A 25,419-nucleotide genomic window follows, 5' to 3' on the forward strand; every position below is an offset into this window, starting at 1 on the left:
ATGAGCCACATCGACGACATTAGAGCCACTTGACATTAACGTCAACTAACGCTCGAATGGGATCCCCGCACCCAACCGTGACGGCTACGAGGAGAGATGATGGACAACCCCTTCGCCCCCGAGCTCCTCATCGAGTCACGAGGTGCCGTTCGCGTCGTGACCTTGAACCGACCCGAGGCGATGAACGCCACCAACGAGGCCCTCCACGACGCCCTGGTCTCGGTCTGGCAGCACCTCGCTCAGGACCGCGACGCCCGCGCCGTGGTCCTGACCGGCGCCGGCCGGGCGTTCAGCGCCGGCGGCGACTTCGAGCACTTCGTCGAGCTGTGGGACGACAGGCCCGCACGGCGCCAGGAGATCGACGGTGCCGGACGCCTGGTCCGCGAGCTGCTGGAGTTCCCGCTGCCGGTCGTGGCCGCCGTCAACGGCCCGGCGGTCGGCCTCGGCGCCAGCCTCGCCGCCTGCAGCGACATCGTGCTGATCGCGGAGTCGGCCTATCTGTGCGACCCGCATGTCGGGGTCGGGCTCACCGCCGCCGACGGCGGTGCACCCACCTGGCCGCTGATGATGAGCATGCTCCGCGCCAAGGAGTATCTGCTGACCAGCGCCCGGATCCCCGCGGCGCTCGCCGTCGAGATCGGGCTGGCCAACCGTGTCGTGCCCGATGCCGACGTGCTCGGTGAGGCGCTCGCGCTGGCCGAGCGGCTCGCCGCCCAGCCGCCGCACGCCGTGCAGACCACCAAGCGCGCGCTCAACATCCACCTCAAGCGGGCGGTCACCGGTGTGCTGGAGTACGCCCTCACCGAGGAGTACGCCGCCTTCGACACTCCCGAGCACCGCGCCCTGATCACCGCGTTCCTGGAGAAGAGCCGTGCCAAGGCGGCCGCGTCGTCGTGATCCCCGAGACTGCCGCCGATCTGGTTGCGGACCACCGGGCGTACGCCGCCGCGCTGCGAGCCCACCTGGCGCCACCCCGTCAGGAGGCGGATCGGTTCGCGGGTTGGCGCGGCGTACGGCATCGGACGACCGAGGAGCAGTGCGCCGCCGACGCCGGGCTGATGGGCGAGCTCCATGCCGGCGGATGGAACCGGGTCGGGTGGCCCGCCGAGGCGGGCGGCCTGGGCGGCGACGTACGCCACCGGGCGGTGCTCTACGACGAGCTGATCGCCGCCGGCCTGGCCATCCCGCTGCCGTCGCTCGTGCTGGAGGTGCTCGGGCCGACCCTGGCGCGCTTCGCGCCGGCGCTCGCAGCCGAGCTGCTCCCCCGGGCCCTGGCCGGCCTGGAGTGGTGGGGGCAGGGGTTCTCCGAGCCCGAGGCGGGGAGCGACCTGGCCGGGCTGCGCTGCCGGGCGAGTCGTGACGGCGATGCGTACGTCGTCTCGGGTCAGAAGCTGTGGACCAGCCTGGGCGCGACCGCATCGCGCTTCATCTGCCTGGTTCGTACGGGCACTGTCGAGTCGCGGCACCGGGGCCTCTCGATGATCGTGATCGACCGGGACTCCCCCGGTGTCAGCGTGCGACCGGTCGCGATCGCGAGCGGCCGCAACGAGCTCGCCGAGATCTTCTTCGACGACGTCCGGGTCAGCGCCGACCGGCTGGTCGGGCCTGAGGACGGCGGCTGGGGCGTGGCGATGTATCTGATGCAGTTCGAGCGCTCGATGTACCCCTGGCAGGTGGCCGCCGCCGGTCTCGGCCGGCTCCGCGACCTGGTCGGCACCGTGCGGGGTTCGGAGGTGCCTGACGGGCTGACCACCCGGATCGGGGAGGTCTACGCCGACCTGGTCACCCTCCGCGCTCGCAGCGCGCAGACCATCCGGCGGCTGGCCGCCGGCGAGCCGGTCGGCCCGGAGGCGGCGGTCGACAAGATCGCCACGGCTCGGGCCGAGACCGGGCTCCACGACCTGGCCCGCGAGCTGCTCGGGACAGACTTCGTGCTGGGCGGCTCGGTCAGGCACGAGGAGTGGCGCGAGGAGTGGTGGTACAGCCGCTCCGCGACCATCCTCGGCGGCTCGGCGGAGGTGCAGCGGACCGTCCTCGCCGACCACGTGCTGCGGCTGCCGAAGGAGATGGCCTCATGACCGCACTCGATGCCCAGACGCTCGCCTCGGTGCGTGTCTCGCTCGACGAGGTGCTGGCCGGCACCCCTGGCGACCTCTCCTCCGCGCTGGCCGAGCTGGGCTGGGCGGACGTCGTCGAGGCCGACAGGGAGACCGCAGCGGTCCTGCTCTTCGGCGCCCAGGGCCGGGCGCTGGCCTCCACACGGCTCCTGGACGACGTGGTCACGCACGCACTGGGCTCGCCGGAGGGCACCGTCGTGGCGTACGCCGGGATCCTGCTGGGTCGGCCCGAGGAAGGCACCGAGCAGGTGGTGGTCCTCGACGAGAATGCCGCGGCCGTGCTGCCGATCACGGAGGTGTCCGGGCGGCTCCAGCCGGTGCGGGGATTCGACCGGGCCACGACATGGCACCGCCTCGACACCACCGCGAGCGGAGAGCCGCTCGACGTCAGCGCCGAGACCTTGGCCCTCGCCGTCGCTGCCGCGCGCAGGGCGCTCACCGCCGAGATCGTCGGCGTCTGCGAGACGGCGCTGGCGATGGCGGTCTCACACACCACCGTCCGGCACCAGTACGGCCGCCCGCTCGCCTCGTTCCAGGCCGTGCGGCACGCCTTGGCCGAGGCGCACGCCGCCATCGAGAACACCCGCGCGACCCTTGAGGCGGCGGCCGTCGCCGACGCCCCGGTGGCGACCGTCGCGCGTGCCGCCCGGGTGGCCAAGCACCGTGCCGGCACCACCCAGGCGCTGGTGATGCGACACGTCGTACAGGTGCACGGCGCGATGGGGCTGACCCTGGAGAGCGACGTGCATCGGGCCGTGACCCGGGCGGCCGCGCTCGACGTACTGCTCGGCTCCTCTCGCGAGCTGAGCACACGGCTGGGCCTCGACCTGCTGTCCGGCGCGCCCGCCGAGCCGATCGCCGCCATCTAGCTTCAACATGATCTAGGAGACCTGTGTGATGACCACGACCGAGGCGGACCCGCTCGCCGCGTTCGCCGACGAGGCCCGCGCGTTCCTGGACGCCCACGCCGAGCGCCGCAGCACCGACGCCGTCATCTGGGGCAAGGGCGAGGACCACACCGGATACTTCAGCGAGGATCCGCCCGAGGTGGAGCAGGCGTTGGTCGACCAGGCCCGGGCCTGGCAGCGGACCCGCTACGAGAACGGTTTCGGCTGGATCACCGGCCCGGAGTCGTACGGCGGCCGTGAGCTCAGCGGGGTGCACGATCTGGTCTATGACCAGATCGAGGCGGAGTACGACGTGCCTGACACCGGGGTGCTCTCGCTGATCGGACTGGGGATGATCGGGCCGACGATCCTGGCTCATGGGCGCGACGAGGTCAGGGACCGCTATCTGCCGGCGATGTTCCGCGGTGAGGTGATCGCATGCCAGCTCTTCAGCGAGCCCGGCGCCGGTTCCGACCTCGCCGGGGTGCAGACCCGCGCCTCGCGCACCGAGGACGGCTGGGTGCTGCGCGGCCAGAAGGTCTGGACCTCGGTCGCCCAGCACGCCCAGATCGGGATGGCGCTGTGCCGCACCGACCCCGACGCGCCCAAGCACAAGGGGATCACCGCGTTCCTGGTGGACCTGTCACTGCCCGGCGTCGAGGTGCGGCCGCTGCGACAGATGAGCGGCGGCGCGGAGTTCAACGAGGTCTTCCTGACCGACGTCCACGTGCCCGACGACCATCGGCTCGGCGAGGTGAACGGCGGCTGGCGGGTCGCGCTCACGACGCTGATGAACGAGCGGGCAAGCGTGGGCAACGAGGCCTCCACCGGGGTCGCCCGGGTGCTGTCCGACGGGTTCCTGGCCGCACTGCTGCACGAGTCCGGGCACGGCGAGGACGCGGCCGCGCGCCGCCGGCTGGCCGAGATCACCGCGGACCTCACCGCGGCCGAATACCTCAACCGAGCCACGATCCGGCGGCTGCGCAGCGGCGCCCAGCCAGGCCCGGAGGCTTCGGTCTCCAAGCTGCTGTGGGCGCAGAACCTCACCCGGATCGCCCACCTGGCCGCCGAGTTGGTCGGCCCGCGGCTGACAGCGGACACCGGCGAGTGGGGCACGTTCTCGTGGAACGAGCTGCTGCTCTCCGCCCCGGCCTTCCGCATCCTCGGCGGCACCGAGGAGATCATGAAGAACATCCTGGGCGAGCGTGTCCTCGGCCTTCCGAAGGAGCCGTCATGACCAAGACCACGACCATCACCGAGGGCGAGCTGGAGGACCTGCGCGGCACGGTCCGCGCCTTTCTCGCCGAGTACAGCGGCGAGCAGGCCGTACGCCGGGCTGTGGCCGCCGACCCCGGCTACGACGTCGACCTGTGGCGGCGGCTCGCCACCGAGCTGGGGTTGCCGGCGATGGCGATCCCGGAGGCGTACGGCGGGGACGGGTTCGGTCTGGTCACGCTCGGCATCGTGCTCGGCGAGATGGGGCGCGCGATGACGCCCGGGCCGTTCTTCTCCTCAGTCATCCTCGCTGCCGGGGCACTGCTCGCGTCGGGTGACGAGACCGCCTGCTCTACCCGTCTCCCGGGGATCGCGGACGGGTCGGTGGTCGGCACGCTCGCAGTGGTAGAGGCGGATGGGGCGTGGCGTACCGACGGGTTCGCCACCACCGCCCGGGAGGACGGCGGCAGCTGGGTGCTCACCGGCGAGAAGACGCTCGTCCCCGAAGGCAGCAGCGCCGACCTTCTCCTGGTCGCAGCCTCGACCCCGGCAGGGCCCGCGCTCTTCGCCGTCGACGCCGGCGCCGCCGGGCTGAGCGCCGGCGCGCTGCGTACGCTCGACATCACCCGGCCGATCTCCCGCGTCGCCCTCTCCGAGACGCCCGCGGTCCTGGTGGGCGACCTCGGCGCCGCACGGCAGATCCTCGCCGACGTACTGGTCCGCGCCAGCGTCGCCCTGGCCGCCGAACAGGTCGGCGCCGCCCGCGCCTGCTTGGAGATGGCCGTGGCGTACGCCAAGGAACGCGAACAGTTCGGCCGCGCGATCGGCTCCTTCCAGGCGGTCAAGCACAAGCTCGCCGACATGCTCGCCCGGGTCACCCTCGCCGACGCCGCCGCCACCGAGGGACTCCGCGCCGCTGACGGCTTCGACGACGCCCCACCGGCGGCCGTGGCCGCTGCCGTCGCCCACTCGGTGTGCTCAGAGGCGTTCATGTACGTCGCCGCCGAGAACATCCAGGTCCACGGCGGGATCGGGTTCACCTGGGAGCACCCGGCCCACCTCTACTACCGGCGCGCCAAGGCCGACCAGCTCATGTTCGGCGGCCCCGCGGTCTATCACGAGCGCCTGCTCGCCACCCTCGGCGTCTGATCAGCGTCTGATCAGCTGAGGAGGTCACCAGCCTGGGCGACGCGGCGGCCGGTGATCTCCTCGGGCGCGAGGTCGGGGTCGAGCGGGGCGAACTCCGGGTCCCGGCGCTCGAGGAAGCTGGCCACGCCCTCGCCGAAGTCACGGCCACCAGCCGCGTACGCCATGGCTCGATAGGTGCCGGCGAGCGCCTCGTCGAAGCCGGTGTCCAGTCCGCTCCAGACCTGGTTCTTGATCAGGGCCATCGAGGTCGGGGAGCAGTGCCGGGCGAGGTCGGCGGCGTACGTCTGGGCAGCGTCGAGCAGGTCGTCGGGCTCGACGACGCGGCTGACGAGGCCGAGCTCGCGGGCCTCGTCGGCCTCGATCACCCGGCCCGAGAGCAGCAGGTCGAGCGCGTTCTCGATGCCGACCAGCCGCGGCAGGATCCAGGTGATGCCGTACTCCCCCGCGAGCCCGCGACGGGAGAAGGCGGTGGTGAACCGGGCGCCGCGGGCGGCGAAGCGTACGTCGCACATCAGCGCCTGCACCAGGCCCATGCCTGCGCAGGCCCCGTTGATCGCGGCCACGATCGGTTTGCGGTAGCCAGCCGCCGTGGTCGGCGAGACGCGGCCGGACAGGTTCATGCCAGTGCCGACGGCCGACTCCAGGCGCTGGGCGTCGACACCGGGGCAGAAGGTGCTCCCCGCACCGGTCACCACGATCGCGCGGACCTCGTCGTCACGGTCGAGCCGGTCCAGCTCGGCGAAGTACTCCCGCTCCATGACCGGGTCCCAGGCATTCCTGCGCTCGGGCTTGTCGAAGGTCACCGTGGCGACGCCGTCGGCCACCTCGACGCTGATGTGCTGTGGCATCGGTGCCGTCCTTTCGGGCTGGTCAGGGTCGGCCGAGGATCGGCGCGAGCGGGTCTGTGGCCCCGTCGAGGATCGCGGCGGCGAGCCAGTCGGTGGTCGCGTCGACCCCGCCGGCGAGCAGCTGAGCAGCCTTGGCGCGCTTGAGATAGAGCTGCGGCGTCGCCTCGGCGGTGAACGCGATGCCGCCATGGATCTGCATGGTGGAGGCGGCCACGTCGAACCCGGCCCGCAGCGCGTAGGCGATCGTCGCCGGGGCGACGAGATCACGATGCCCGGGCTCGTCGAACCAGGAGGCGTACGCCGCCGCGACTGCCGCGGAGGTCGCCTGAGCGGCGACGAACATGTCCGCGCAGGCGTGCTTGACCGCCTGGAACCCGCCGATCGGCCGACCGAACTGGTGTCGAGTCTTGGCGTAGTCGACCGAGAGGTCGCAGCAGGCCGCCACCTGGCCGGCAGTCTCGGTGGCGATGGCCAGCCGGAGCAGCGTACGAGCCTCGGCGATGACCGTGGCGGCATCCGCCAGGCCGAGCGGGACCACGGGGGCGGCCTCGAGGTGCAGCCGAGCCACCGGGCGGGTCCGGTCCAGGTTGTCCAGGTGCTCGACGTGTACGCCGGGCCCGGCCAGGTCCAGGACCACGATCGCGTCCCCGACGACGACCAGCGCATGGGTCGCCACGTCCGCATCGATCACCGCCACCTTGGTGCCGGTCGCCGACCCGTCAGCCAGCGTCACCGGCCGCTCCGGATCGTCGAGGTCGGCGATCGTCACGACGGCCTCACCGCCAGCCAGCGCCGCCAGCAGGTCAGGCCCGGCCCCGGCGAGGTCCTGGCGAAGCACGAACGGCACGACCGCCACCGAGGTCAGGTGAGCCGCGGGCAGCAGCACCCGCCCGGCCTCCTCCAGGAAGATCGCCAGTGCCTCGGGCCCGGCGTCGGCGCCGCCGTGCTCGGCACCGACCGCGAGCCCGAGCACCCCCATCTCGCCCAGCCCGGCACGCAGGTCGGTCCGTCGCCCCTCCTCGACCAGCACCCGGGACCGATCCAGCGGGGCCAGCCGGGCCAGCCCCTCCCGGATCCAGTCGCGGTAGTCGGCCTGCTCGTCGTAGTCGAGCCGTTCCATCGCTCAACGCTCCTTCGTCACACGCGGCTCGCGAGGCAGGCCGAGGGCCCGCTCGGCGATGATGTTGCGCTGGATCTGCGAGGTGCCGGCGTAGACGGTGCCGGCCAGCGAGTTCTGCAGGTGAACGGCGAGCCAGGAGGCCGAGGTGTTCGGCGCGCCGGGGTCGTCCGCGCGGAACCAGCGCATCGGCAGGTCGCCCTCCCAGACGAGCGCGTCGGAGCCGAGGACGTCGACCGCGATAGCGGAGAGCCGCTGGTGGTACTCGCTCCAGTAGAGCTTCGCGACCGACGCCTCCGGTCCCAGCGTCCCACCACGGACGTACGAGGCCAGGATCCGGTCACCCATCGCCTTCATCACCAACAGCTCGGAGTACGCCGCGGCGACCCGTGCCCGGACGGCCGGGTTCCGCTCGGCGCCGCGTTCGCGCACCAGGTCCAGCAGCCGGGCGAGCTCGAGCCCGAACAGCACCGGGTTGACCGCCGCCTCCTCGCCGCGCTCGTGGCTGAGCAGCGAGTTCGCCACCGTCCAGCCGTCGTCGACGGCGCCGATCACGTTCTCGGCCGGCGTACGCGCGTCGGTGAAGAAGACCTCGCAGAAGTCGCGGCCACCGCTGAGCATCTCGATGGGGCGCACCTCGACTCCGGGCTGGTCCATCGGCAGGATGAGCATCGTGATGCCCTGGGTCCGGGGAGCGTCGGGGTTGGTGCGGGTCAGCGCGAACATCCAGTTGGCGCCCGCCGCGTTGGAGGTCCAGATCTTCTGCCCGTCGATGTGCCACTCGCCCTCGCGCAGCACCGCCTTCGTACGCAGGCTGGAGAGGTCCGAGCCGGACTCCGGCTCGGAGTAGCCCTGGCACCAGACGTCCTCGCCGGAGATGATCCTCGGCAGGATCCGCGCCTTCTGCTCCGGCGTGCCCCACTTGTTCACCGTGTTGCCCAGCATCTTGATCGAGACGGTGTCACCCGGGGTGCCGACCGGCACCCTCGCTCGGGAGAACTCCTCCACGACCACCAGATGGTCGACCTTGGTCAGCCCCCGGCCGCCGTACGCCTCGGGCCAAGCCACCGCGAGGTAGCCGCGCGACCCGGCGATCTTGCGCCAGCGCGCCACGAACTCCGCCCGCTCAGGGGCCGGCAGCGCGCCCACACCCTGCCAGTCGGCGGGCAGCTCGGCGCGCAGGAACGCCCGCACCTCCTCGCGGAAGCCCGGGGTCTCACCAGTGCTGGTCAACGCGTCTCTCCTTCATGCTCGATGCGTCCGATGAGTGCGGACCACGGGTCGGTGCCGGCAGAGGCCACGATCTCGGCGACGCGCCGGTCCCAGTGACGTACGGAGCCGTAGTCGCTGCGCCAGGCCAGCACCGGCCGGGTCAGCTCCTGCAGCGGATGCTCCAGGGTCGTCCCGATCGCGCCGTGCACCTGGTGGGCGTTCCGCACCACCACGTCTGCGGACACGCCGAGCACCGAGCGGGCCACCGCGACCGCCCGCTCCAGCTCGGCGAGGGTCGCCTGGGAGGAGTCGTACGCCGCGGCCAACGCGACCGCTGCGGCGGTCGCCGCGGTGAGCAGCGTCGCCTCGGCGGCGGCGTCGGCGACCAGGTGCTGCACCGCCTGGAAGCGGGCCAGCGGGCGGCCGAACTGGTGACGCTCGGTGACGTGCCGCACACACAGGTCGACGATGCGCTCGATCGCCCCGCTCGCCTGCACCGCCCGTACGAGCGCGCCGCGCAGGCCGAGCGCGGTCGCGACCTCCGCCGAGATCTCCACGGCGGCCCTCAGTGCGACCGGGTCGACGCTGACCCGGTCGCGAGGCGCGCCGGCGAGGTCGCGGCCGGCGACGATCATGACCTCGCTCGCGGCGAGGTCGGCCACGAACCAGGACCCGTCCGCGGGCCAGAGCCCGACGATCCGGTCGGCCTGCGAGGCCCACGGCACGGCCGGGTCGAGGCCGGCGGAGTCGAGTCGGGCCAGCGTACGGATCTGGTCGTCGGCCTCGATCCCAGCCGTTGCCAGGGCCCATCCGGCAAGGGCGTCGTGCTCGGCCAGCGGCACCGGGGCAGCATGACGGGCCGCGGCGCGTAGCAGCTCGGCGAGGGTGGGCCAGTCGGCCTCGCGGGCCAGCCGGGTCAGACCGAGCTCGGTCAGCCGCCCCCACAGCGTCCGATCCATGTCGAGGGTCGCGCCCGCGGACGGCCGGGCGGCGCGCCAGTCGGCGAGCACCTTGTCGAAGAGCGCGGCCAGCTCCGGGTCGACGGCCACCTCGGTTCCGGTCATCCGCGCAGTCCCCAGCCGCGCGCGATCACGCCGCGCAGGATCTCGTTGGTGCCGCCCCGGATGGTGAACCCGGGGCGCTGGGCCAGGGCCGTGGCCGCCAGCCGAGCCAGCCGCTCGTCGGTCGCGGTCTCGCCGACCACCGTGCCGCCGAGCTCGGCGACGTCGCCCTCGTGGGCGGTGCCCAGCACCTTGGTGATCGCGGCGGCCATGTCGACCGACTCGCCTCGAGAGAGTCCACCGGCGACCGCGGAGGAGAGCTGGTGGAGCGCCGCGGTGCGCGCCAGCGCGCGACCCACCTCGGCGCCGGGGCTCTCGGCGGACAGCAGCGCGGCGAGCAGCGGGAAGGTGCTCAGGAACCGCTCCGGTCCGCTGCGCTCGTAGCCGAGCTCGGAGGTCACCTGCTCCCAGCCCGCGCCGATCGTGCCGAAGACCCACTCCTCGGCCACGCGCACCTCGTCGAGGAAGACCTCGTTGAAGTGGTGCCGCCCGTCCATCGAGACGATCGGCCGCACCTCGACCCCGGGCACGCGCAGGTCGACTACGAACTGGCTCAGGCCGGCATGCCTGTCGCGCTCGTCGACCGGCGCCGTACGGGCCAGCACGATGAACCGGTGCGCCCGGTGAGCCCCGGAGGTCCAGACCTTGGTGCCGCTGATCCGCCAGCCGTCGCCGTCGCGGGTCGCCCGGGTGCGCACCGAGGCGAGGTCCGAGCCTGAGTCGGGTTCGGACATGCCGATCGCAAAGTAGGTCTCCCCCGCCGCGATCGCCGGCAGCAGCGTGCGCTTCTGGTGCTCGGTGCCGTACTTCAGCACCGACGGCGCGATCTGCCGGTCGGCGATCCAGTGCGCGGCCAGTGGCGCACCGGCGGCGAGCAACTCCTCGGTGACCACGAACCTCTCCAGGAACGTACGTCCCCGCCCGCCGTACGCTGTCGGGATCGTCATTCCCAGCCAGCCGCACGCGGCCAGCCGGCGGGTGAACTCCTCGTCCCAGCCGGTCAGCCACGAGTCGACCTGCGGCGTGATCCGGCCGCTGCCGAACTCCTCGTCGAGGAACGCCCGCACCTGTCGGCGCAGGTCGAGCAGGTCCTCGCTCTCGACAGCGACCTGTGGCAGGTGAGGGCGTCTGGTCGTGGTCACCCTTGCGGCAACCATCGGTTGGCGACCGCCGTCACAGGATCGCCCCGCTCTCCTTGAGCGCGGGCAGGTCCTCCCAGTCGTACCCGGCCTCGATCAGCACCAGCTCGGTGTGCTCGCCGTGCTCGGGGGCTCGGCTGCGCGCGTTGGGCTGCTCGTCGAACTGGACCGGGCTGTCGACGACGGCGAACTCGTTGTCGCGGCCGTCCTTGAGCCGGGGCAGGTAGCCGTTGGCGATCACGACCGGGTCGGAGTGGAGGTCGACGGCGTTCTGCACCACGTCCCAGACGCCCTCGAAGCCGTCGAAGGCCTTCTTCCAGTGCTCCAGCGGCTGCGCGCCGAAGGCGGCCCGCAGCTCGGTGACGCACTCCGCGCTGTTCTGGAAGCGGACCCCGGCGTTGGCGAAGCGCTCGTCCTCGATCAGGTCCGGGCGGCCGAGCCGCTCGCAGAACTCCTTCCAGAACCGGTCTGCCTGCAGCAGTACGAACGCGAGGAACCGGCCGTCGGAGGTCTGGTAGAGGCTGGTGACCGGGTTGGGCATCTTGTCCAGGTCGTACTTCGGCATCGGGTTGCCGGTGACGCCCGCGGCGACGACGTCGGTGGCGATCTGCCACATCGCGGTCGAGACCAGCGAGACGTCGACCAGCGACGCCTCCCCGGTGCGGTCGCGCTTGAACAGCGCGCCGACGATGCCCGAGGCGAGCGCGAACCCGGCGAACAGGTCACCGAAGGCCGGGCGCTGGATCGGCGGGTAGCCACCGCCGATCGGAGCGTACGCATCCCCGATGCCGCCACGCGACCAGTAGGCCGCCAGGTCGTAGCCGCCGCGGTCCGCCTCGTCGCCCTTGGTGCCGTAGCCGTGGCCGCGGGCGTAGATGATCCTGGGGTTGATCTTGCGCAGGTCCTCGGGCTCGATGCCCAGGCGCTTGCGGGAGTCGGGCAGCAGGTTGGTGACGAACACGTCGGCCGACTCGATGAGCTTGAAGAGCACCTCGCGGCCCTTCGGGTTGGCCACGTCGATCCCGACGCTGCGCTTGCCGCGGTTCGGCTGCTCGACGAAGTGGTTGATGTCCCCGGCGCCGGGGACCATTCCCGAGTTGATCAGTGCACGCTGCGGGTCGCCGGTCTCGGGATGCTCGATCTTGAGGACGTCGGCTCCCCAGTCGGCCAGAACGGCGCCCGCAGTGGGCACGAAGGTCCAGGCCGCGAGCTCGACCACGCGGATTCCGGAAAGCACCTGGTTGTCAGACATGCGTACCCCTCGGTGAGAACGTTGTGTGACCTAGGACACTAGATCGAGTTGACGATAGCGTCAACTGGTTCCGAACATCCTTTGCCTGCCAGGCGCCGTCGACCGCTTCTTTCTTTTGACGCTTTTGTCAAGTACGGTGTTGGCGAGCCCGTAGCCCATCCGGAGGAGTGCCCATGACCCGCGTCCTCGTTACCGATGACGGACCGGTCCGGACGATCACCCTGAACGCTCCTGACCGCCTCAACGCCCTCGATCTCGGCCTCCTGGCCGACCTCCGAACCGCCATCGCCGACACCGCGGCGACCGACACCGTCGGAGCCGTCGTCGTGACCGGCGCCGGACGCGGTTTCTGCGCGGGCGCCGACCTGAACGAGATGTTCGGCGATCTCGACCGGCCGACCGAGGAGATCCGCGACCACCTCCGCGGGGTGTACGCCTCGTTCCTCGGCCTGCGCGACCTCGCCGTGCCAACCCTGGCTGCGGTGCAGGGCACCGCGATCGGCGCCGGACTCAACATCGCGCTTGCCTGCGACCTGATCGTGGCCGGCCCGAGGGCCCGCTTCGGGCCCACCTTCACCCAGATCGGCCTGCACCCGGGCGGTGGCTGCACCTGGATGCTTGTCGAGCGCGTGGGCCGCTCACGGGCGCTGTCGCTGCTGCTGGACGGCGCGATCATCGACGCGTCCCGAGCCCGCGAGATCGGCCTGAGCGACCTCGACGCCGAGGACCCGCTCACGACTGCGCATGCGCTGGCTGCGACATACGCGTCCCGCGCTGGACTCAGCCGGGCCGTCAAACGCTCCGTCGACGGGGCCACGAGGGCGGATTTCGAGGAGTCGATCGCGACCGAGGCGTGGGCCCAGGCGGAGTCGACCCGAGACGAGGCCTTCCGCGCCTACCTGGCCGACTTCGCCGAGAAGCGCCCGGGCAAGGACGCGAGCAGGTAGATGCCGACACCGTCCACGGATCTGCTCGACGGTCTCCGCGTCCTCGATCTGACCACCACGTTCATGGGGCCCTACTGCACGATGCAGCTGGCCCGGCTCGGCGCCGAGGTGATCAAGGTCGAGGAGCCGAGCGGCGACCTCACCCGCGGGATCCTCGACCACGACGGCCTCGGGCTGGGTCCGATCTTCCTCAGCGCCAACCACGGCAAGCGCAGCCTCGCGGTCGACCTGAAGGACCCCCGCGGCCGCGACCTGCTCCTGGAGCTGGCCGCCACCGCTGACGTGTTCGTCACCAACCTGCGCCCCCAGGCGGTCGCCCGGCTCGGGTTGGCACCGGAGCGGATCGTGGAGACCAACCCGCGCTGCGTGGTCGCGAGCCTGGTCGGATTCGGGCCGGGCGGCAGCTATGACGGACTGGCGGCGTACGACGACGTGATCCAGGCCGTCAGCGGGATGGCCGCCGTCCAGGGCGGGGGCGGCGAGCCGGCGTACGTGAGGTCGGCGATCGCCGACAAGACCGTCGGCCTGGTCGCGGCGAACTCGATCCTCGCGGCACTGCTCGCTCGCGAGCGGACCGGCCTCGGCCGGATCGTCACCGTGCCGATGTTCGAGGCGATGGTGGCCTTCAACCTCCTCGACCACCAGGGCGGGCACACCTACGACCCGCCCCGCGGAGAGACCGGCTACCCACGGCTGATGTCGCCGTTCCGGCACCCGTACGCCACCAGCGACGGCCACCTCGGCGTAGTCGTCTACACCGACCGGATGTGGCTGTCGTTCTTCGATCTGATCGGCCGGCCCGAGCTCGCCGAGGAGCCTCGGTTCCGCACCATCACCGGGCGTACGCAGCACATCGACGAGCTCTACCAGCTCGTCGAGGGAGAGCTCACCAAACACCCGTCCGCCTACTGGATCGAGGCGCTGCGCGCCGCGGACATCCCGGTGATCGAGGTGCGCACCCTCGGCGACCTGCTCGATGACCCGCACCTGCGCGAGGTCGGCTTCTTCGAGCCGGTCGACCATCCGGTGGCCGGCCCACTGCGGCTCGCCCCCTACCCCGCGACGTTCTCCCCGACCCACCCGGTCGCGCTGCCGCCCGCCCCGCTCCTGGGCCAGCACACCAGGGAGGTCGCGCAGGAGACGTCCCTGTCCCCCACCGACGTCCAGACGCTCCTCGACGAGGGCGTGCTGGTCGAGACGATCGGAGCCGTTCGATGAACTCCCTCAACGGAGCCGCCGTGATCGTGGGCGCCTACGAGCACCCCGCGCGGAAGCTGCCCCACCACACGCTCCACCAGGTGCACCGCGAGGTCGTCCTCGGCGCGCTCGCCGACTCCGGGCTCACCCTCGCCGACGTCGACGGCTTCTTCTGCGACGCGACCGCCCCCGGCCTCGGCCCGATAGACCTCATGGAGTATCTCGGCATCCAGGCGCGGGTCACCGCCTCCGGCGAGCTCGGCGGAGCGACGTACGTCGCCTATGTCGGTCAGGCGGCAGCGGCCATCGCCGCCGGGCACTGCCGGGTCGCGGTGATCACCCTCGCCGGGCTGCCGAGCCAGGCGAGCACCAAGAGTGCGGCGCTCGAAGCCGCCCCAGGCCCGGCGGCGAGCTTCGAGAGCAACGGCTTCCGCGGCGGTTACGGCCCGGTCGCCGACTACGCACTGGTCGCTCGGCGGCACATGCACGAGTTCGGCACCACCTCTGAGCACCTCGCCTGGGTGCGGGTCGCCGCCTCCGAGCACGCCAAGCACAACCCGAACGCCAAGCTCCAGGAGCCGCTGACGGTCGGGCAGGTGCTCGAGTCGCCCCTGATCGCCGACCCGCTGCACCGCCTCGACTGCTGCGTGATGACCGACGGCGGCGGCGCGCTGGTGGTGGTCCACCCCGACCTCGCCCGCGACCTCGGCCGCCGCGGCGCGCTCCTGCGCGGCTACGGCGAGGCCCACAAGGACGCCGCGTTCGGGCATGTCGACCTCACCTACTCGGCCAACCGACGCGCCGGCGAGCAGGCGTACGCCGAGGCCGGCGCGGGTCCTCGCGACATCGACTACCTCGGCCTCTACGACTCGTTCACGATCACCGTCCTGCTGGCTCTGGAGGATCTCGGCTTCGCCGAGCGCGGCCGAGGCGGGGCGTACGTCGAGGATCTCGGTCTCACCGCCGCCGGCGGTCGGGTGCCGGTGAACACCGACGGCGGCGGACTGATGAACAACCACCCCGGCAACCGTGGCGGGATGACCAAGGTCATCGAAGCCGTACGCCAACTGCGCGGCGAGGCGACCCCCGCCGTCCAGGTGCCCGACTGCGAGCTCGCCCTCGTCGCGGGCACCGGTTTCCGGCTCTCCCAGCGCCACTACAGCGCCGCACTCGTCCTGGAGCAGTTCTCATGAGCACCTACTTCCCGCCCGGCCTGCCCACCGACCCGCCGGTCCTCGACCCCGAGACCCGCCCCTACTGGGCCGCGGCCGAGCAGGACAGCCTGGTGGTGCCGTTCTGTACCGCCTGCGAGCAGCACTTCTGGTATCCCCGCGGTTTCTGCCCCCGGTGCACGGGCGACGCCGTCGAGTGGCCACGGGTGAGTGGCCACGGGGAGATCTACAGCTACTCGGTCGTACGCCGCGGGTTCGGCGCCTGGGCCAAGCACACCCCGTTCGTGATCGCCTGGGTCACCCTCGACATCGGCGTCACCGTGCTCACCAACGTCGTCGGCTGCACAGAGGACCAGCTAGCGGTCGGCCTCCCCGTGACGGCGCTGTTCGAGGCCGGAGACGGCAACCCGCCGGCGCTCCGGTTCACCCCGCGCGCCGGCTCCTGACGACGCGGGAGTCAACATTCCAGGTCCGGCAGCGCACAGGCAGCCAGATGCAGTGCGTCCCGGATGGCCTGGTCGATGCTCAGCTCCTCCTGATCCGCCCACGCCCAGTGCTCGACGGCCGCGGTGAGAGCGGCATTGAGCACCATGCCCTGGACCAGCACGGGCAGGCTGTCAGGGCTCTGGCCGCTCCGGTCGGCCAGCATGTGAGTGATCTCCCGGACCGCTTCGTCATGGCCTTGGAGCCAGACGGCTCGCAGCCCGGGCTCGGTCCTGGTCAGACGCACCAGGCCGCGCAGCGAGTCCAGCTCGCCGGCCGTGGCGAAAGCGACCAGGGCGCCCTCGCGCAGAAGGTCGGAAGGTGACCCGTCCGACAGACACTCGCGCAGGCGACCGACCAGGCCGTCGATGCCCGCGGTGAGCAGGGGCTGCACGCACTGCTCCTTGCTCGAGAAGTAGCGCCACAGCGTCCGGGTCGACATCCCAGCTGCGTTGGCGATCTCCTCGGCCGAAGTGCTCGCCACCCCTTTCGCCATGAAGAGGCGTACGGCCTCGTGGGCGATCTCCAGCTGGGTGGTGCGCCGGCGGCGATCGCTGATCCGGGGGCGGCCGAGACGGGGACCGGACTGCCCTGCGGGGGCCGCCGGGTCACTGGCTGTGCTCATGTCGCAATTCTCACTTTTTGTCTCGCCGTGTCATTTTTGGCGCGTCGCGCCAAAAAGAGTACGTTCTCGTCTGTTCCATCCGAACGACCCAATCACATCCATCGGAGGTTGTTGATGCAGATTTCCATCGAGACCGAGAAGTGCTGCGGCGCGGGACAGTGCGTCCTGGCCGCTCCCGAGGTGTTCGACCAGCGCGAGGACGACGGGATCGTCATCCTGTTGGAGGAGAACCCGCCGGAGTCGGAGCATGAGAACGTACGCCAGGCCGCGGCCCTGTGCCCGGCAGCATGCATCGCGGTGCACGAGTGAGCCGCCCGTCACGCATCGTCGTGGTCGGCGCCTCGGCCGCCGGCCTCAGCGTGGTCGAGGGGCTGCGGCGCGGCGGCTACGAGGGGTCGCTGACCCTCATCGGCGACGAGTCACATCTCCCCTACGACCGGCCGCCGCTGTCCAAGCAGCTGCTCTCCGGCGAGTGGTCGCCAGAGCGGCTGGCGCTGCGCTCGCCCGAGGCGATCGACGCGCTCGACCTGGACCTACGGCTCGGCAGCGCCGCCGTCGCGCTCGACGCCGAGGCCCGCGAGGTCACGCTCGCCGACGGCGACCGGATCGGCTACGACGCCCTCGTGGTCGCCACCGGGACTCGCGCCCGACGGCTGCCCGGGACCGACAGCGTCGCAGGCGTCCACGTGCTGCGTACGTCGGAGGACGCGCTCACCCTGCGTGAAGAACTGGCTCGCAAGCCACGTCTGGTCGTGGTCGGTGGCGGGTTCGTCGGCGCCGAGGCGGCGGCGGTCGCCCGTGACCTCGGCTGCGAGGTCACGCTCGTCACCAACGTCGCCCAGCCGATGGGCGATGCGCTCGGGGACGAGCTCGGCGCGATGCTCCGTGACGTCCACGCCGAGCGCGGCGTCTCGATCGAGACCGATGCCATGGTCGAAGGTGTGCTCACCTCCGACGGTCGAGTCGCCGGCGTACATCTGGCCGGTGGCCGGATGATCGCCGCCGACGCGGTCCTGGTCGGCATCGGCGCGGTTCCCAACGTGGAGTGGCTCGCTTCGAGCGGTCTCCCGGTGGGCAACGGCGTGGAGTGCGACGCCACCCTCCACGCCGGCTCAGGGGTGTGGGCGGCAGGCGACATCGCCTCGTGGCTCGACCCACGCACCGGCGAGCGCCTGCGGATCGAGCACCGGACCAATGCCGCCGAGCAGGGCCTGGCCGTGGCGCGTAACATCCTGGCCGGCCCGGATGGCGCGACGGCCTTCGAGTCGGTGCCGTACGTGTGGTCGGACCAGTACGACCTGAAGATCCAGATCTACGGGCGCACCCGCGGCGCCGACGAGGTGCGGATCGTCGAGGGCAGCCTCGAGGACCGCAGGCTCGTCGCCCTGTTCGGAAAGGACGGCCGCGTCAGCGGCGTGGTCGGGGTGAACCTGGCCCGCGCGACCCGCGGCTACCGCAAGCTGGTCGCCGAGGCGGCCCCTATCGAGGAATCGAGCGCAGCATGACCACCCAGAACACTCCCAGCGACACGCTCAGGTCCGGCGTCATCGGCTTGGGCATGATCGGCGGCGGCGTCGCCGTCAGCCTCGCCCGCCGCGGCCGCGTACCCGCGGTCTACGACATCCGTCCCGACGCCTCCGCCAACCTTGCCGGCGTCTCCGACCCGCTCTCCTCCCCCGCGCAGGTGGCCGAGGAGAGCGACGTGGTGATGGTCGCCGTCGTCGACGCCGACCAGGCCCGCGCGGTGATCGGCGGCCCCGACGGGCTGCTGTCCGCAGCCCACCCCGGCCTGACCATCGTCCTCCAGGCGACGGTCGCGCTCCCGGTCGTCCGCGAGCTCGCAGACCTGTGCGCCGAGCACGGTGTCGGGTTCATCGACTGCGGCGTGACGCCCGGCGACAAGGCCGCCGAGAACGGCATGGTCGCGATCATCGGCGGAGATCAGGACACCGTCGATGCCGCCCACCCGGTCCTGGAGGACTGGGCGAAGAAGGTCGTTCACTGCGGCCCGACCGGCGCCGGGATGGCCACCAAGATCGCCCGCAACGTGATCACCTACGGCAGCTGGCGCACGGTCGCGGAGGCCGCGGCCCTCGCCCGGGCCGCCGGGGTGGACACTGCCCGGCTCGCCGAGGTCGTCGACACCGCCGACCCCGAGGGACGTACGCTCCTGCAGCTGCTCCGCATGGAGGGTCCCGACGGCACGCTGCCGGCCGGGATCGGGAGCAAGATCGAGCCGCTGATGACCAAGGACCTGGCCGCTGCCCGCGACCTGGCCACCACGCTGGGTGTCGACGTCCCGCTGGTCGAGGTCGCCCAGGCCAAGGTCCGGGAGACCACGCAGCTGCCCGAGGTCACAGAGACACCGGGCGAGGCTGCCGACCTGCATCAGTTCGGCCTGGAGATGATGGACCAGGTCTACGGACCGGGCTTCAGCGCCGCCATGCCGGAGGAAGCGGACCCGTTCACGGCCGAGACGGTCGACTACCTCTTCGCCAAGGTCTGGTCCCGGCCCGGGCTCTCGGTCAGGGACCGCCGTCTGCTCACCCTCGGCGTCGCCGCGACCGTCGGTAGGCCCGAGCTGATCCAGATCATCGCGAACGGCGGCCTCGTCAACGGCGAGCTGACCGCCGATCAGCTCGGCGAGGCCGCGCTCCACCTGGCGACCTATACCGGCTGGTGCAAGGCCACCGCCACCCACGCGGGCATCACCGCCGCCATCGCGGCCAACACCGAGCCCGACAGCACCCCCGACGACACCAAGGAGTCCAAGTGACCGAGACTCTCATCGACCAGCCCACCCTCCGCGAGCCGAACAGGCCGTTCGACCCGCCCACCGCGTACACCGACCTGCGTGAGGACGAGCCTGTCACCAAGGTCCGCTTCCCCAACGGCAGCACCGGCTGGCTCGTCACCCGCTTCGAGGAGGGCGGCCAGGTCTTCACCGACCCCCGCTTCAGCGCGAAGCGCCACCGCCACGACACCCCGGAGGGCGAGGTGGCCGCGGCAGACGACGAGACGCCGTTCGACGTCGGCTTCGTGTTCATGGACGAGCCCGACCACAGCGTCTTCCGTCGCCTGCTCACCGGCCGGTTCACCCCGAAGGCGGTCCAGACCAAGCTCCAGCCCTACATCGACAAGATCGTCGACGAGCACCTCGACGCGATCGAGGCCGGTCCGGAGACCTTCGACTTCGTCCAGGCGATGTCGCTGCCCATCCCATGCCTGGTCATCTGCGAGCTCCTCGGCGTCCCGTACGAGGACCGCGACGGCTTCCACGACGCCACCGTCGACCTGATGGACATGGGCAAGCCCCGCGAGGTGCGGGACAAGGGCGCCCACTGGCTGATCAGCTACATCACCGAGCTCGTCGCCGACAAGCGGCGTACCGGCGCGACCGACGGCATCCTGGCCGAGCTGATCAACAAGACCGACGGCGACCAGACCCCCATGACCGAGGAGCAGCTGATCGGCCTCGGTGTACTCCTCCTGTTCGCCGGGCACGACACCACCGCCGCGATGATGGGCCTCTCGACCCTGACCCTGCTCACCCACGACGAGCAGCGTCGGGACCTGCTGGAGCACCCGGAGAAGATCGGCAGTACCGTCGAGGAGCTGATGCGCTATCTCACGATCGTGCAGTTCGGCCTGGGCCGCGTGGCCAAGGAGGACCTGGAGCTCGGCGGCGCCCAGATCGAGAAGGGCGACCTCGTAGTCGTGGCTATGAACGCCGCCAACCGCGACCCCCGCGCCTTCGACGACCCCGACACCCCGACATCGACCGCAAGGCGTTCCGCCACATGGGCTTCGGCTACGGCATCCACGCCTGCCTGGGCCAGAACGTAGCCCGGGCCGAGCTGCGGACGGTCCTGCCCAAGCTGTTCCAGCGCTTCCCCGACCTGCGCCTGGCGACCCCGCTGGAGGAGGTGCCGATGGACTTCACCGGCACCAACTACGGAGTCCTCAAGCTCATGCTCACCCGCTGAGCCGTCTCGTACGACGCGGGGGCGCCGAGCACGAGCCCGGCACCCCCGCGCCTCAGCGCATCCGCGTCAGCGGACCATCAGGGTGCCGCCGTCGACCGAGACGATCTGTCCAGTGATGAAGCGCGCCCCCTCTGAGGCATAGAAGGCGAGCACCGGGATGAAGTCCTTCTCCACGTCACCGAGCTTGCCGCCGAGCGGGATGTTCTGCCCCATGTACGCATCGTGGGCGGCGAGAGCCTCGGGGCTCATCTCCGAGCGGGTCTTGTCGTACATCGGGGTCCAGATCGCGGGGGCGATCATGTTGAGCGAGACGTTGTGCTTGCCCCACTCCTTGGCCGCGGTCCGGGTCCAGGCGATCACGCCACCCTTGCTCATCGCGTAGACCGACTTGTTGGGCAAGCCGATGACCCCGGCGGCGGAGGCGAAGTTGATGACCTGGCCACCCTCGCCCTTCAGATGCGCGAAGGCGGCCTGGTTGGTCAGCATGGTGCCCAGGGTGTTGACCGAGAGCACCTTGGTCCACAGGTCCACCGAGCTCTCCTCGGCGGGCGAGGACGGCGCGATGCCGGCGGCGTGGACCAGGACGTCGAGGCCACCCAGCTTCTCCACCGCGGCGGTGAAGGTGCTGTCGACCGACTCCTTGTCGGCGACGTCGACAGGGAGGAACTCCGCACCGGACTCCTCGGCGATCCGGGCGCCGGCATCCTCGGTGAGGTCGACCGAGACGACCTTGGCGCCCAGGGCCGGGAAGGACCGTACGAGGCCCTCCCCCATGCCACTCGCTCCGCCGGTGATGATGATGCGTCGTCCATCCAGACGAGTCACTGCCATGGCTGCACTTCTTTCTCGAACTTCTTCTCGGGTGTCGGTCTGTGCTGACGTAAGAGGCGCGGGGTGAGGCACTGCACGGACCTGGATCTCGCGGCTCCGAGCCACAGCCCAGCGCCGTAGGCGAGGTCGTCGAGGCGGCGGCCGAGGAGGGTTGTGGGGCGGACGTCGGTCTCGTGGAAGGCGACGGCGGTGTCGACGAGGAGCGCGGCGAGGACCATGCGGCGTGCGGTGCGGCTGAGCAGGCAGGCGACCAGCGTGAGTGGCCACCAGTGGCGCAGCAGGAGCGCTGACTCCTGGCGTAGCGACCAGCCGAGTCCTCGGACGGCGAGGCGGAGGGCGAGGCTGCGGCGGCCGGGGACGTCGGGGAGAGCCTGCGAGACGACGCGGCTGCCCCAGGCCAGTGAGGCGAGGGCCGCGGGCGTCGACCACCAGCGGCCGGCCAGGATCGCGGCTGCGGCGGCGGCCATGGCCGGGGAGAGTACGGCCGGGGCGATCGCCTCCCCGTGGCGGCGGCCGAGCTCGGCGCCGCCGGTGCCGTAGACGAGCTTGCGGCCGAGCCAGCCGCGTACGGTGCCGCGGACCTCGTGCAGGGCCTCGAGGTCGGGCGCGTAGCGGACCACGTGTCCGGCCTCGACCAGTCGCCAGACCAGGTCGACGTCCTCGCCCACGCGCAGGTCGCCGGCGAATCCGCCGACCTCTCGCAGGGTCGAGGTACGAGCGACCAGGCAGGCCGACGGCAGCCAGCCGACGGCCGCGCCGGGGCGCACCGAGCACGCTCTGGTGCCCAGGGAGAGCGAGGAGGCGGCCATGTCGTGGCGTTCGAACCACGCCGGCCGAGCCTTGTCCCTGTGCCCGCGCACCAGCGGCCCCACCAGCGCGACCCGCGGGTCCGCTAGGTGACCGGCCAGCTTCGCGAGCATCTCCGGGGCGGCGGCGACGTCGGAGTCGACGAAGGCGACGTAGGTCGTGGCGACCCGGGCCAGCCCGGCGTTGCGGGCACCGGCGGGTCCCAGGTTGTCGGTCAGCGCGAGGAGGGTGGCGCCGTGGCGGCGTACGACCTCCGCGACAGCGCCCGGGTCGTGGGAGGCGTCGTCGACGACGATGACGTCGAGCCCGTCCAGCCCACTCAGCGCGGCCAGGCAGCGGTCGAGGAGCTCGGGTCGGTCGTGGGCCGGGACGATCACGGTGAGCTCGGCCGGGTCGGCGGGCGTCAGGCCGGCGGGATCGGCGAGATTGCCGTCGAGCAGGCGGCGGGCGATGAGGTCGGAGGTGGCGTCGTGGACCTGCACCTGCCGGCCGGCGACACGGTCAGCGGCCGTGGAGGCCAGGCGCATGGACCGCAGCGGGGAGCCGCCGACCAGCGACAGCCCACCGTCGGGCGTCGGGAGGAGACGTACGTCATCGCGCACCCGCACCGTGAACCCATCCGGCAGCATCATCCGCCGAAGCCTCCGTCGGCGGCGACGACCGAGCCGTTGAGCACTGCCCCGGCACGTGAGCAAGCGTGCACGACGGTGGCGGCGACCTCGTCGGGGGTGAGCGGTCGGCGCAGGAGCTGGTGGGCAGCGAGGTCGTCGGGACCGACGGCGTAGAGGTCGGCGGTCGCGGCGAGCATCACGGTGTCGGTGGAGCCCGGCGAGACGGCGCAGGCGGTCACGCCCGTGCCGGCCAGGTCGGCGGCCAGGCCCCTCACCAGGCCGATCACGGCATGTTTCGCGGCGTTGTAGGCGGCGAGGTGGAACAGCCCGCGCGACCCCGCGGCGGAGGCGAGCGCGACGAACCGGCAGCCGCTGGGGTCGGGCCCGGCTAGCATCGCGGGGACGGCGGCCGCGGCGGTGTTCCAGACCCCGGCGACGTCGATCTGCCACTGCAGGTCGAGCGAGGTGTCCTCCCACAGCGGGCGACCGCCGGCGATCACCGCCGCGCCCGCGACCGCGACATCGAGCCGCCCCCACCTCTCCTGCGCCGTGCCGACAGCGGCGGTCAGCGCCGCCGGATCCCGTACGTCACCGACGACCGGTTCGACCCAGCCGGCCGGGAGCGAGGCGACCAGGGTGTCCAGGTCGGCCTTCGTGGCCTGCGGATAGCCGGCCGGGGAGTCCTCCCCCGCGCACCAGTCGAGCGCGACGACGTGTACGCCCTCGGCCACCAGGCCACGCACGGTGGCCGCGCCGATCCCACGCGCGGCGCCGGTCACCAGCGCGACCCGTGTCGCCGCTGCGCGCGCTGGTTTGGGCTTCATCGTGCCGCTGCTCCGATCCGGAGCCGGTCATAGGCAGCGACGACCATCGCCTCGAGGATGCGCTTGCCCTGCTCGGCGCTCGCTCCGGTCGGGTCGCCGAGGACGCCGTTGGCCGAGACGGCTTCGACGCCGCCTGCCCGCATCACCGGCAGCAGCTCGGCGATCGGGCGGGTGTTGCCGGGGACGGCCTGCCGCAGACGTACCCGTTCGGGGGCCAGGTGCAGCATGAGCGAGGTCTCGGTGTGGCCGGCGTGCGGATCCGCGTCCGGGACCTGACACGGCACCCAGGACACCTCTCTCCCCTCGGCGCGAAGGACCGTGACGGCGGCCGTGACCGCGTCCAGGTTGCCGCCGTGACCGTTGACCATGACGACCCGGGAGGCCCAGGTGGTCAGCGAACGGCCGAGCTCGACCAGCACCGAGGTCAGCACCGCGGTCCCGATCGAGATGGTCCCGGGAAACGACTGGTGCTCCCCGCTGGCACCGATCGGCACCGCCGGGGCGACGGAGGCGCCGATCAGCGGGGCGAGCTCGTCGGCCACCGCGGTCGCGATCACCGTGTCGACGTCGAGCGGCAGGTGGGGGCCGTGCTGCTCGGTGGACCCCACCGGCACCAGGACCGTGCCGCCCGGCACGATCTCCGGCCAGGGACGGTCGACCAGGCTCACGGCCGGTCCGAAGGTTGGCCCAGTGGTTGGCCCGGTGGTTGTCCGAGCGCGAGCTCGAAGCCGTCGGGGATCACCAGGTCGGCCGGGGTGAGGTCGTGGATGGAGGCCTTGCCCATGCCCAGGACCGCGGAGTCGAGGCCGTTGCGGAGAATGTCGAGGACGTTCTCGACACCGGCCTGGCCGTTGGCGCCCAGGCCCCACAGGTACGCGCGCCCGACCATCACCGCACGAGCGCCCAGGGCCAGCGCCTTGGCGACGTCGGAGCCGCGGCGTACGCCACCGTCGAGGAGCACCTCGATCTGGTCGCCCACCGCGGTCGCGATCGGGGGCAGCACCCGGATCGTGGCCGGGGTCCCGTCGAGGTTGTTGCCGCCGTGGTTGGAGACCGAGATCGCGTCCACCCCCGCGTCGACCGCACGCAGCGCGTCGTCGACCCGGCACACGCCCTTGAGCATGAACGGCTTGCCTCCACTCACGTCCTTCCACGTGGCCACCATCCAGGCCACGTCGTCCCACGACGGCGGCGGCGTGGTCATCCACTCGTAGTAGGCACCGAAGAACGTGGGCGGCTCCCCCAGGCTGCCGTCGTCGGCGATCGGTGCCAGGTTGGGGGCGGTCAGGTCCGGGATGCCGCCGCTGCGGGCGTACGCCGCCAGCCATCGTCCGCGGCTCATCACCTGGGGCGCGAACCTGAGCATCGCGGAGAGGTCGACCTTCTCCGGGATCTCCGGGCTGCCCCAGTCGCGGCCCATGGAGAAGGACCAGTCGAGGGTGGCGATCAGCGCCTTCGCCCCGGCCGCGTGGGCCCGGCGCATCCGGCGGATCATCACGTCGCGGTCACCGGTCCAGTACATCTGGAAGAACGTCGCCGCGTTGGCCGCCACCACCTCCTCGACCGACTTCGAGGCGAAGTTGGACAGCCCCATCACCGTGCCCCGGGCCGCCGCCGCCCGCGCGACCGCGACCTCACCGTCGGGATGGACGGCCTGTACGCCGGTGGGCGAGATGATCACCGGGAACCCGATCTCCTGGCCCAGCACCGTGGTCGACAGCTCGCGCTTGTCGTGATGGCCGGCCACGTGCGGCGCCAGCCCGAGGTCGGCGAACGCCTGCTGGTTGTCCGCGATCGTCTGGCCGCGCTCCGAGCCGGCCAGCAAAGCCGCGTACACCGGCTTCGGCAGCCGCTTGCGGGCACGCTCCTGCGCCACCGCGACGGACTCGAACCACGGGTTCTGCTTCCAGGGGTTCTTCCAGGCCATGTCTCTTCTCGC

At 71.8% G+C, this 25,419-nt stretch carries 26 protein-coding genes; 14 read left to right on the top strand and 12 right to left on the bottom strand.

The window, feature by feature from the left end; all coding sequences use genetic code 11:
• Positions 1-99 precede the first annotated feature (99 nt).
• The 5 genes from BJ988_RS15025 to BJ988_RS15045 are packed head-to-tail and all read left to right on the top strand — an operon-like array spanning position 100 to position 5,368.
• Complete coding sequence (locus tag BJ988_RS15025; protein WP_179658697.1) at positions 100-897, top strand: enoyl-CoA hydratase/isomerase family protein; 798 nt, start codon at positions 100-102, stop codon at positions 895-897.
• Complete coding sequence (locus BJ988_RS15030; protein ID WP_179658698.1) at positions 894-2,078, top strand: acyl-CoA dehydrogenase family protein; 1,185 nt, start codon at positions 894-896, stop codon at positions 2,076-2,078. Before BJ988_RS15025 ends, BJ988_RS15030 begins: the two co-directional genes overlap by 4 nt.
• Positions 2,075-2,986 carry an acyl-CoA dehydrogenase family protein gene (locus BJ988_RS15035; protein ID WP_179658699.1) on the top strand — a complete coding sequence of 304 codons (912 nt, stop codon included), beginning with the start codon at positions 2,075-2,077 and terminating at the stop codon, positions 2,984-2,986. The genes BJ988_RS15030 and BJ988_RS15035 overlap by 4 nt, the downstream gene beginning before the upstream one ends.
• A 28-nt stretch (positions 2,987-3,014) precedes the next feature.
• Complete coding sequence (locus BJ988_RS15040) at positions 3,015-4,241, top strand: acyl-CoA dehydrogenase family protein (protein WP_179658700.1); 1,227 nt, start codon at positions 3,015-3,017, stop codon at positions 4,239-4,241.
• The gene (locus BJ988_RS15045; protein ID WP_179658701.1) at positions 4,238-5,368 is read left to right on the top strand and encodes an acyl-CoA dehydrogenase family protein; all 1,131 of its coding nucleotides are present in this window, start codon (positions 4,238-4,240) and stop codon (positions 5,366-5,368) included. The genes BJ988_RS15040 and BJ988_RS15045 overlap by 4 nt, the downstream gene beginning before the upstream one ends.
• An 11-nt stretch (positions 5,369-5,379) precedes the next feature.
• Here the strand turns inward: BJ988_RS15045 and BJ988_RS15050 are convergent, their stop codons facing one another.
• From BJ988_RS15050 to BJ988_RS15075, 6 genes are read right to left on the bottom strand one after another with little or no spacing between them, the layout of a single operon-like run.
• Entirely contained in the window at positions 5,380-6,216 is an 837-nt protein-coding gene (locus BJ988_RS15050; protein ID WP_179658702.1) for an enoyl-CoA hydratase-related protein, read from the bottom strand.
• A 22-nt stretch (positions 6,217-6,238) separates the two neighbouring features.
• The gene (locus BJ988_RS15055) at positions 6,239-7,336 is read right to left on the bottom strand and encodes an acyl-CoA dehydrogenase family protein (RefSeq protein ID WP_179658703.1); all 1,098 of its coding nucleotides are present in this window, start codon (positions 7,334-7,336) and stop codon (positions 6,239-6,241) included.
• A gap of 3 nt (positions 7,337-7,339) precedes the next feature.
• Positions 7,340-8,566: an acyl-CoA dehydrogenase family protein gene (locus BJ988_RS15060; protein ID WP_179658704.1), complete on the bottom strand. Its 1,227-nt coding sequence runs from the start codon at positions 8,564-8,566 to the stop codon at positions 7,340-7,342.
• Positions 8,563-9,609, bottom strand: a complete 1,047-nt coding sequence (locus BJ988_RS15065) for an acyl-CoA dehydrogenase family protein (protein ID WP_179658705.1) — start codon at positions 9,607-9,609, stop codon at positions 8,563-8,565. Before BJ988_RS15065 ends, BJ988_RS15060 begins: the two co-directional genes overlap by 4 nt.
• Positions 9,606-10,748, bottom strand: a complete 1,143-nt coding sequence (locus BJ988_RS15070) for an acyl-CoA dehydrogenase family protein (protein ID WP_343051624.1) — start codon at positions 10,746-10,748, stop codon at positions 9,606-9,608. Before BJ988_RS15070 ends, BJ988_RS15065 begins: the two co-directional genes overlap by 4 nt.
• A gap of 31 nt (positions 10,749-10,779) precedes the next feature.
• Positions 10,780-11,997 carry a CaiB/BaiF CoA transferase family protein gene (locus BJ988_RS15075; RefSeq protein ID WP_179658707.1) on the bottom strand — a complete coding sequence of 406 codons (1,218 nt, stop codon included), beginning with the start codon at positions 11,995-11,997 and terminating at the stop codon, positions 10,780-10,782.
• Between the two features lie 173 nt (positions 11,998-12,170).
• Between BJ988_RS15075 and BJ988_RS15080 the strand changes: the two genes are divergently transcribed.
• Genes BJ988_RS15080 through BJ988_RS15095 form a run of 4 tightly spaced genes read left to right on the top strand, consistent with a single transcriptional unit; the run spans position 12,171 to position 15,759 of the window.
• A complete protein-coding gene (locus BJ988_RS15080; RefSeq protein ID WP_179658708.1) occupies positions 12,171-12,944 on the top strand; it encodes an enoyl-CoA hydratase-related protein in 774 nt (257 codons plus the stop codon).
• Positions 12,945-14,162 carry a CaiB/BaiF CoA transferase family protein gene (locus BJ988_RS15085; RefSeq protein WP_179658709.1) on the top strand — a complete coding sequence of 406 codons (1,218 nt, stop codon included), beginning with the start codon at positions 12,945-12,947 and terminating at the stop codon, positions 14,160-14,162.
• Positions 14,159-15,334, top strand: coding sequence for a thiolase domain-containing protein (locus BJ988_RS15090; protein ID WP_179658710.1), 1,176 nt, complete (start codon positions 14,159-14,161; stop codon positions 15,332-15,334). Before BJ988_RS15085 ends, BJ988_RS15090 begins: the two co-directional genes overlap by 4 nt.
• Entirely contained in the window at positions 15,331-15,759 is a 429-nt protein-coding gene (locus tag BJ988_RS15095) for a Zn-ribbon domain-containing OB-fold protein (RefSeq protein ID WP_179658711.1), read from the top strand. The genes BJ988_RS15090 and BJ988_RS15095 overlap by 4 nt, the downstream gene beginning before the upstream one ends.
• 11 nt (positions 15,760-15,770) lie before the next feature.
• On the opposite strand, the gene BJ988_RS15100 is transcribed toward BJ988_RS15095, so the two are convergent.
• Positions 15,771-16,421 carry a TetR/AcrR family transcriptional regulator gene (locus BJ988_RS15100; RefSeq protein ID WP_218860882.1) on the bottom strand — a complete coding sequence of 217 codons (651 nt, stop codon included), beginning with the start codon at positions 16,419-16,421 and terminating at the stop codon, positions 15,771-15,773.
• Between the two features lie 114 nt (positions 16,422-16,535).
• Between BJ988_RS15100 and BJ988_RS15105 the strand changes: the two genes are divergently transcribed.
• Genes BJ988_RS15105 through BJ988_RS31010 form a run of 5 tightly spaced genes read left to right on the top strand, consistent with a single transcriptional unit; the run spans position 16,536 to position 20,407 of the window.
• Positions 16,536-16,730 carry a ferredoxin gene (locus tag BJ988_RS15105; RefSeq protein WP_179658712.1) on the top strand — a complete coding sequence of 65 codons (195 nt, stop codon included), beginning with the start codon at positions 16,536-16,538 and terminating at the stop codon, positions 16,728-16,730.
• Positions 16,727-17,926, top strand: coding sequence for an FAD-dependent oxidoreductase (locus BJ988_RS15110; RefSeq protein ID WP_218860883.1), 1,200 nt, complete (start codon positions 16,727-16,729; stop codon positions 17,924-17,926). Before BJ988_RS15105 ends, BJ988_RS15110 begins: the two co-directional genes overlap by 4 nt.
• On the top strand, positions 17,923-19,197 hold the full coding sequence (locus BJ988_RS15115) for an NAD(P)-binding domain-containing protein (RefSeq protein ID WP_179658714.1): 1,275 nt from the start codon (positions 17,923-17,925) through the stop codon (positions 19,195-19,197). The genes BJ988_RS15110 and BJ988_RS15115 overlap by 4 nt, the downstream gene beginning before the upstream one ends.
• Positions 19,194-20,267, top strand: coding sequence for a cytochrome P450 (locus BJ988_RS31375; RefSeq protein ID WP_218860885.1), 1,074 nt, complete (start codon positions 19,194-19,196; stop codon positions 20,265-20,267). The genes BJ988_RS15115 and BJ988_RS31375 overlap by 4 nt, the downstream gene beginning before the upstream one ends.
• Positions 20,222-20,407 carry a cytochrome P450 gene (locus tag BJ988_RS31010; protein WP_218860887.1) on the top strand — a complete coding sequence of 62 codons (186 nt, stop codon included), beginning with the start codon at positions 20,222-20,224 and terminating at the stop codon, positions 20,405-20,407. The genes BJ988_RS31375 and BJ988_RS31010 overlap by 46 nt, the downstream gene beginning before the upstream one ends.
• Positions 20,408-20,473: 66 nt before the next feature.
• Here the strand turns inward: BJ988_RS31010 and BJ988_RS15125 are convergent, their stop codons facing one another.
• The 5 genes from BJ988_RS15125 to mftD are packed head-to-tail and all read right to left on the bottom strand — an operon-like array spanning position 20,474 to position 25,407.
• A complete protein-coding gene (locus tag BJ988_RS15125; protein WP_179658715.1) occupies positions 20,474-21,238 on the bottom strand; it encodes an SDR family NAD(P)-dependent oxidoreductase in 765 nt (254 codons plus the stop codon).
• Positions 21,229-22,677, bottom strand: coding sequence for a mycofactocin biosynthesis glycosyltransferase MftF (gene mftF / locus BJ988_RS15130; protein WP_179658716.1), 1,449 nt, complete (start codon positions 22,675-22,677; stop codon positions 21,229-21,231). The genes BJ988_RS15125 and mftF overlap by 10 nt, the downstream gene beginning before the upstream one ends.
• Positions 22,674-23,480 (bottom strand): mycofactocin-coupled SDR family oxidoreductase, encoded by an 807-nt coding sequence (locus tag BJ988_RS15135; protein ID WP_179658717.1) that lies wholly within the window; start codon positions 23,478-23,480, stop codon positions 22,674-22,676. The genes mftF and BJ988_RS15135 overlap by 4 nt, the downstream gene beginning before the upstream one ends.
• On the bottom strand, positions 23,477-24,148 hold the full coding sequence (gene mftE / locus BJ988_RS15140; protein ID WP_179658718.1) for a mycofactocin biosynthesis peptidyl-dipeptidase MftE: 672 nt from the start codon (positions 24,146-24,148) through the stop codon (positions 23,477-23,479). The genes BJ988_RS15135 and mftE overlap by 4 nt, the downstream gene beginning before the upstream one ends.
• Positions 24,145-25,407 (bottom strand): pre-mycofactocin synthase MftD, encoded by a 1,263-nt coding sequence (gene mftD / locus BJ988_RS15145; protein WP_179658719.1) that lies wholly within the window; start codon positions 25,405-25,407, stop codon positions 24,145-24,147. The genes mftE and mftD overlap by 4 nt, the downstream gene beginning before the upstream one ends.
• Positions 25,408-25,419: the final 12 nt, after the last annotated feature.

Source organism: Nocardioides panzhihuensis (genome assembly GCF_013408335.1).
Taxonomy (GTDB): Bacteria; Actinomycetota; Actinomycetes; order Propionibacteriales; family Nocardioidaceae; genus Nocardioides; species Nocardioides panzhihuensis.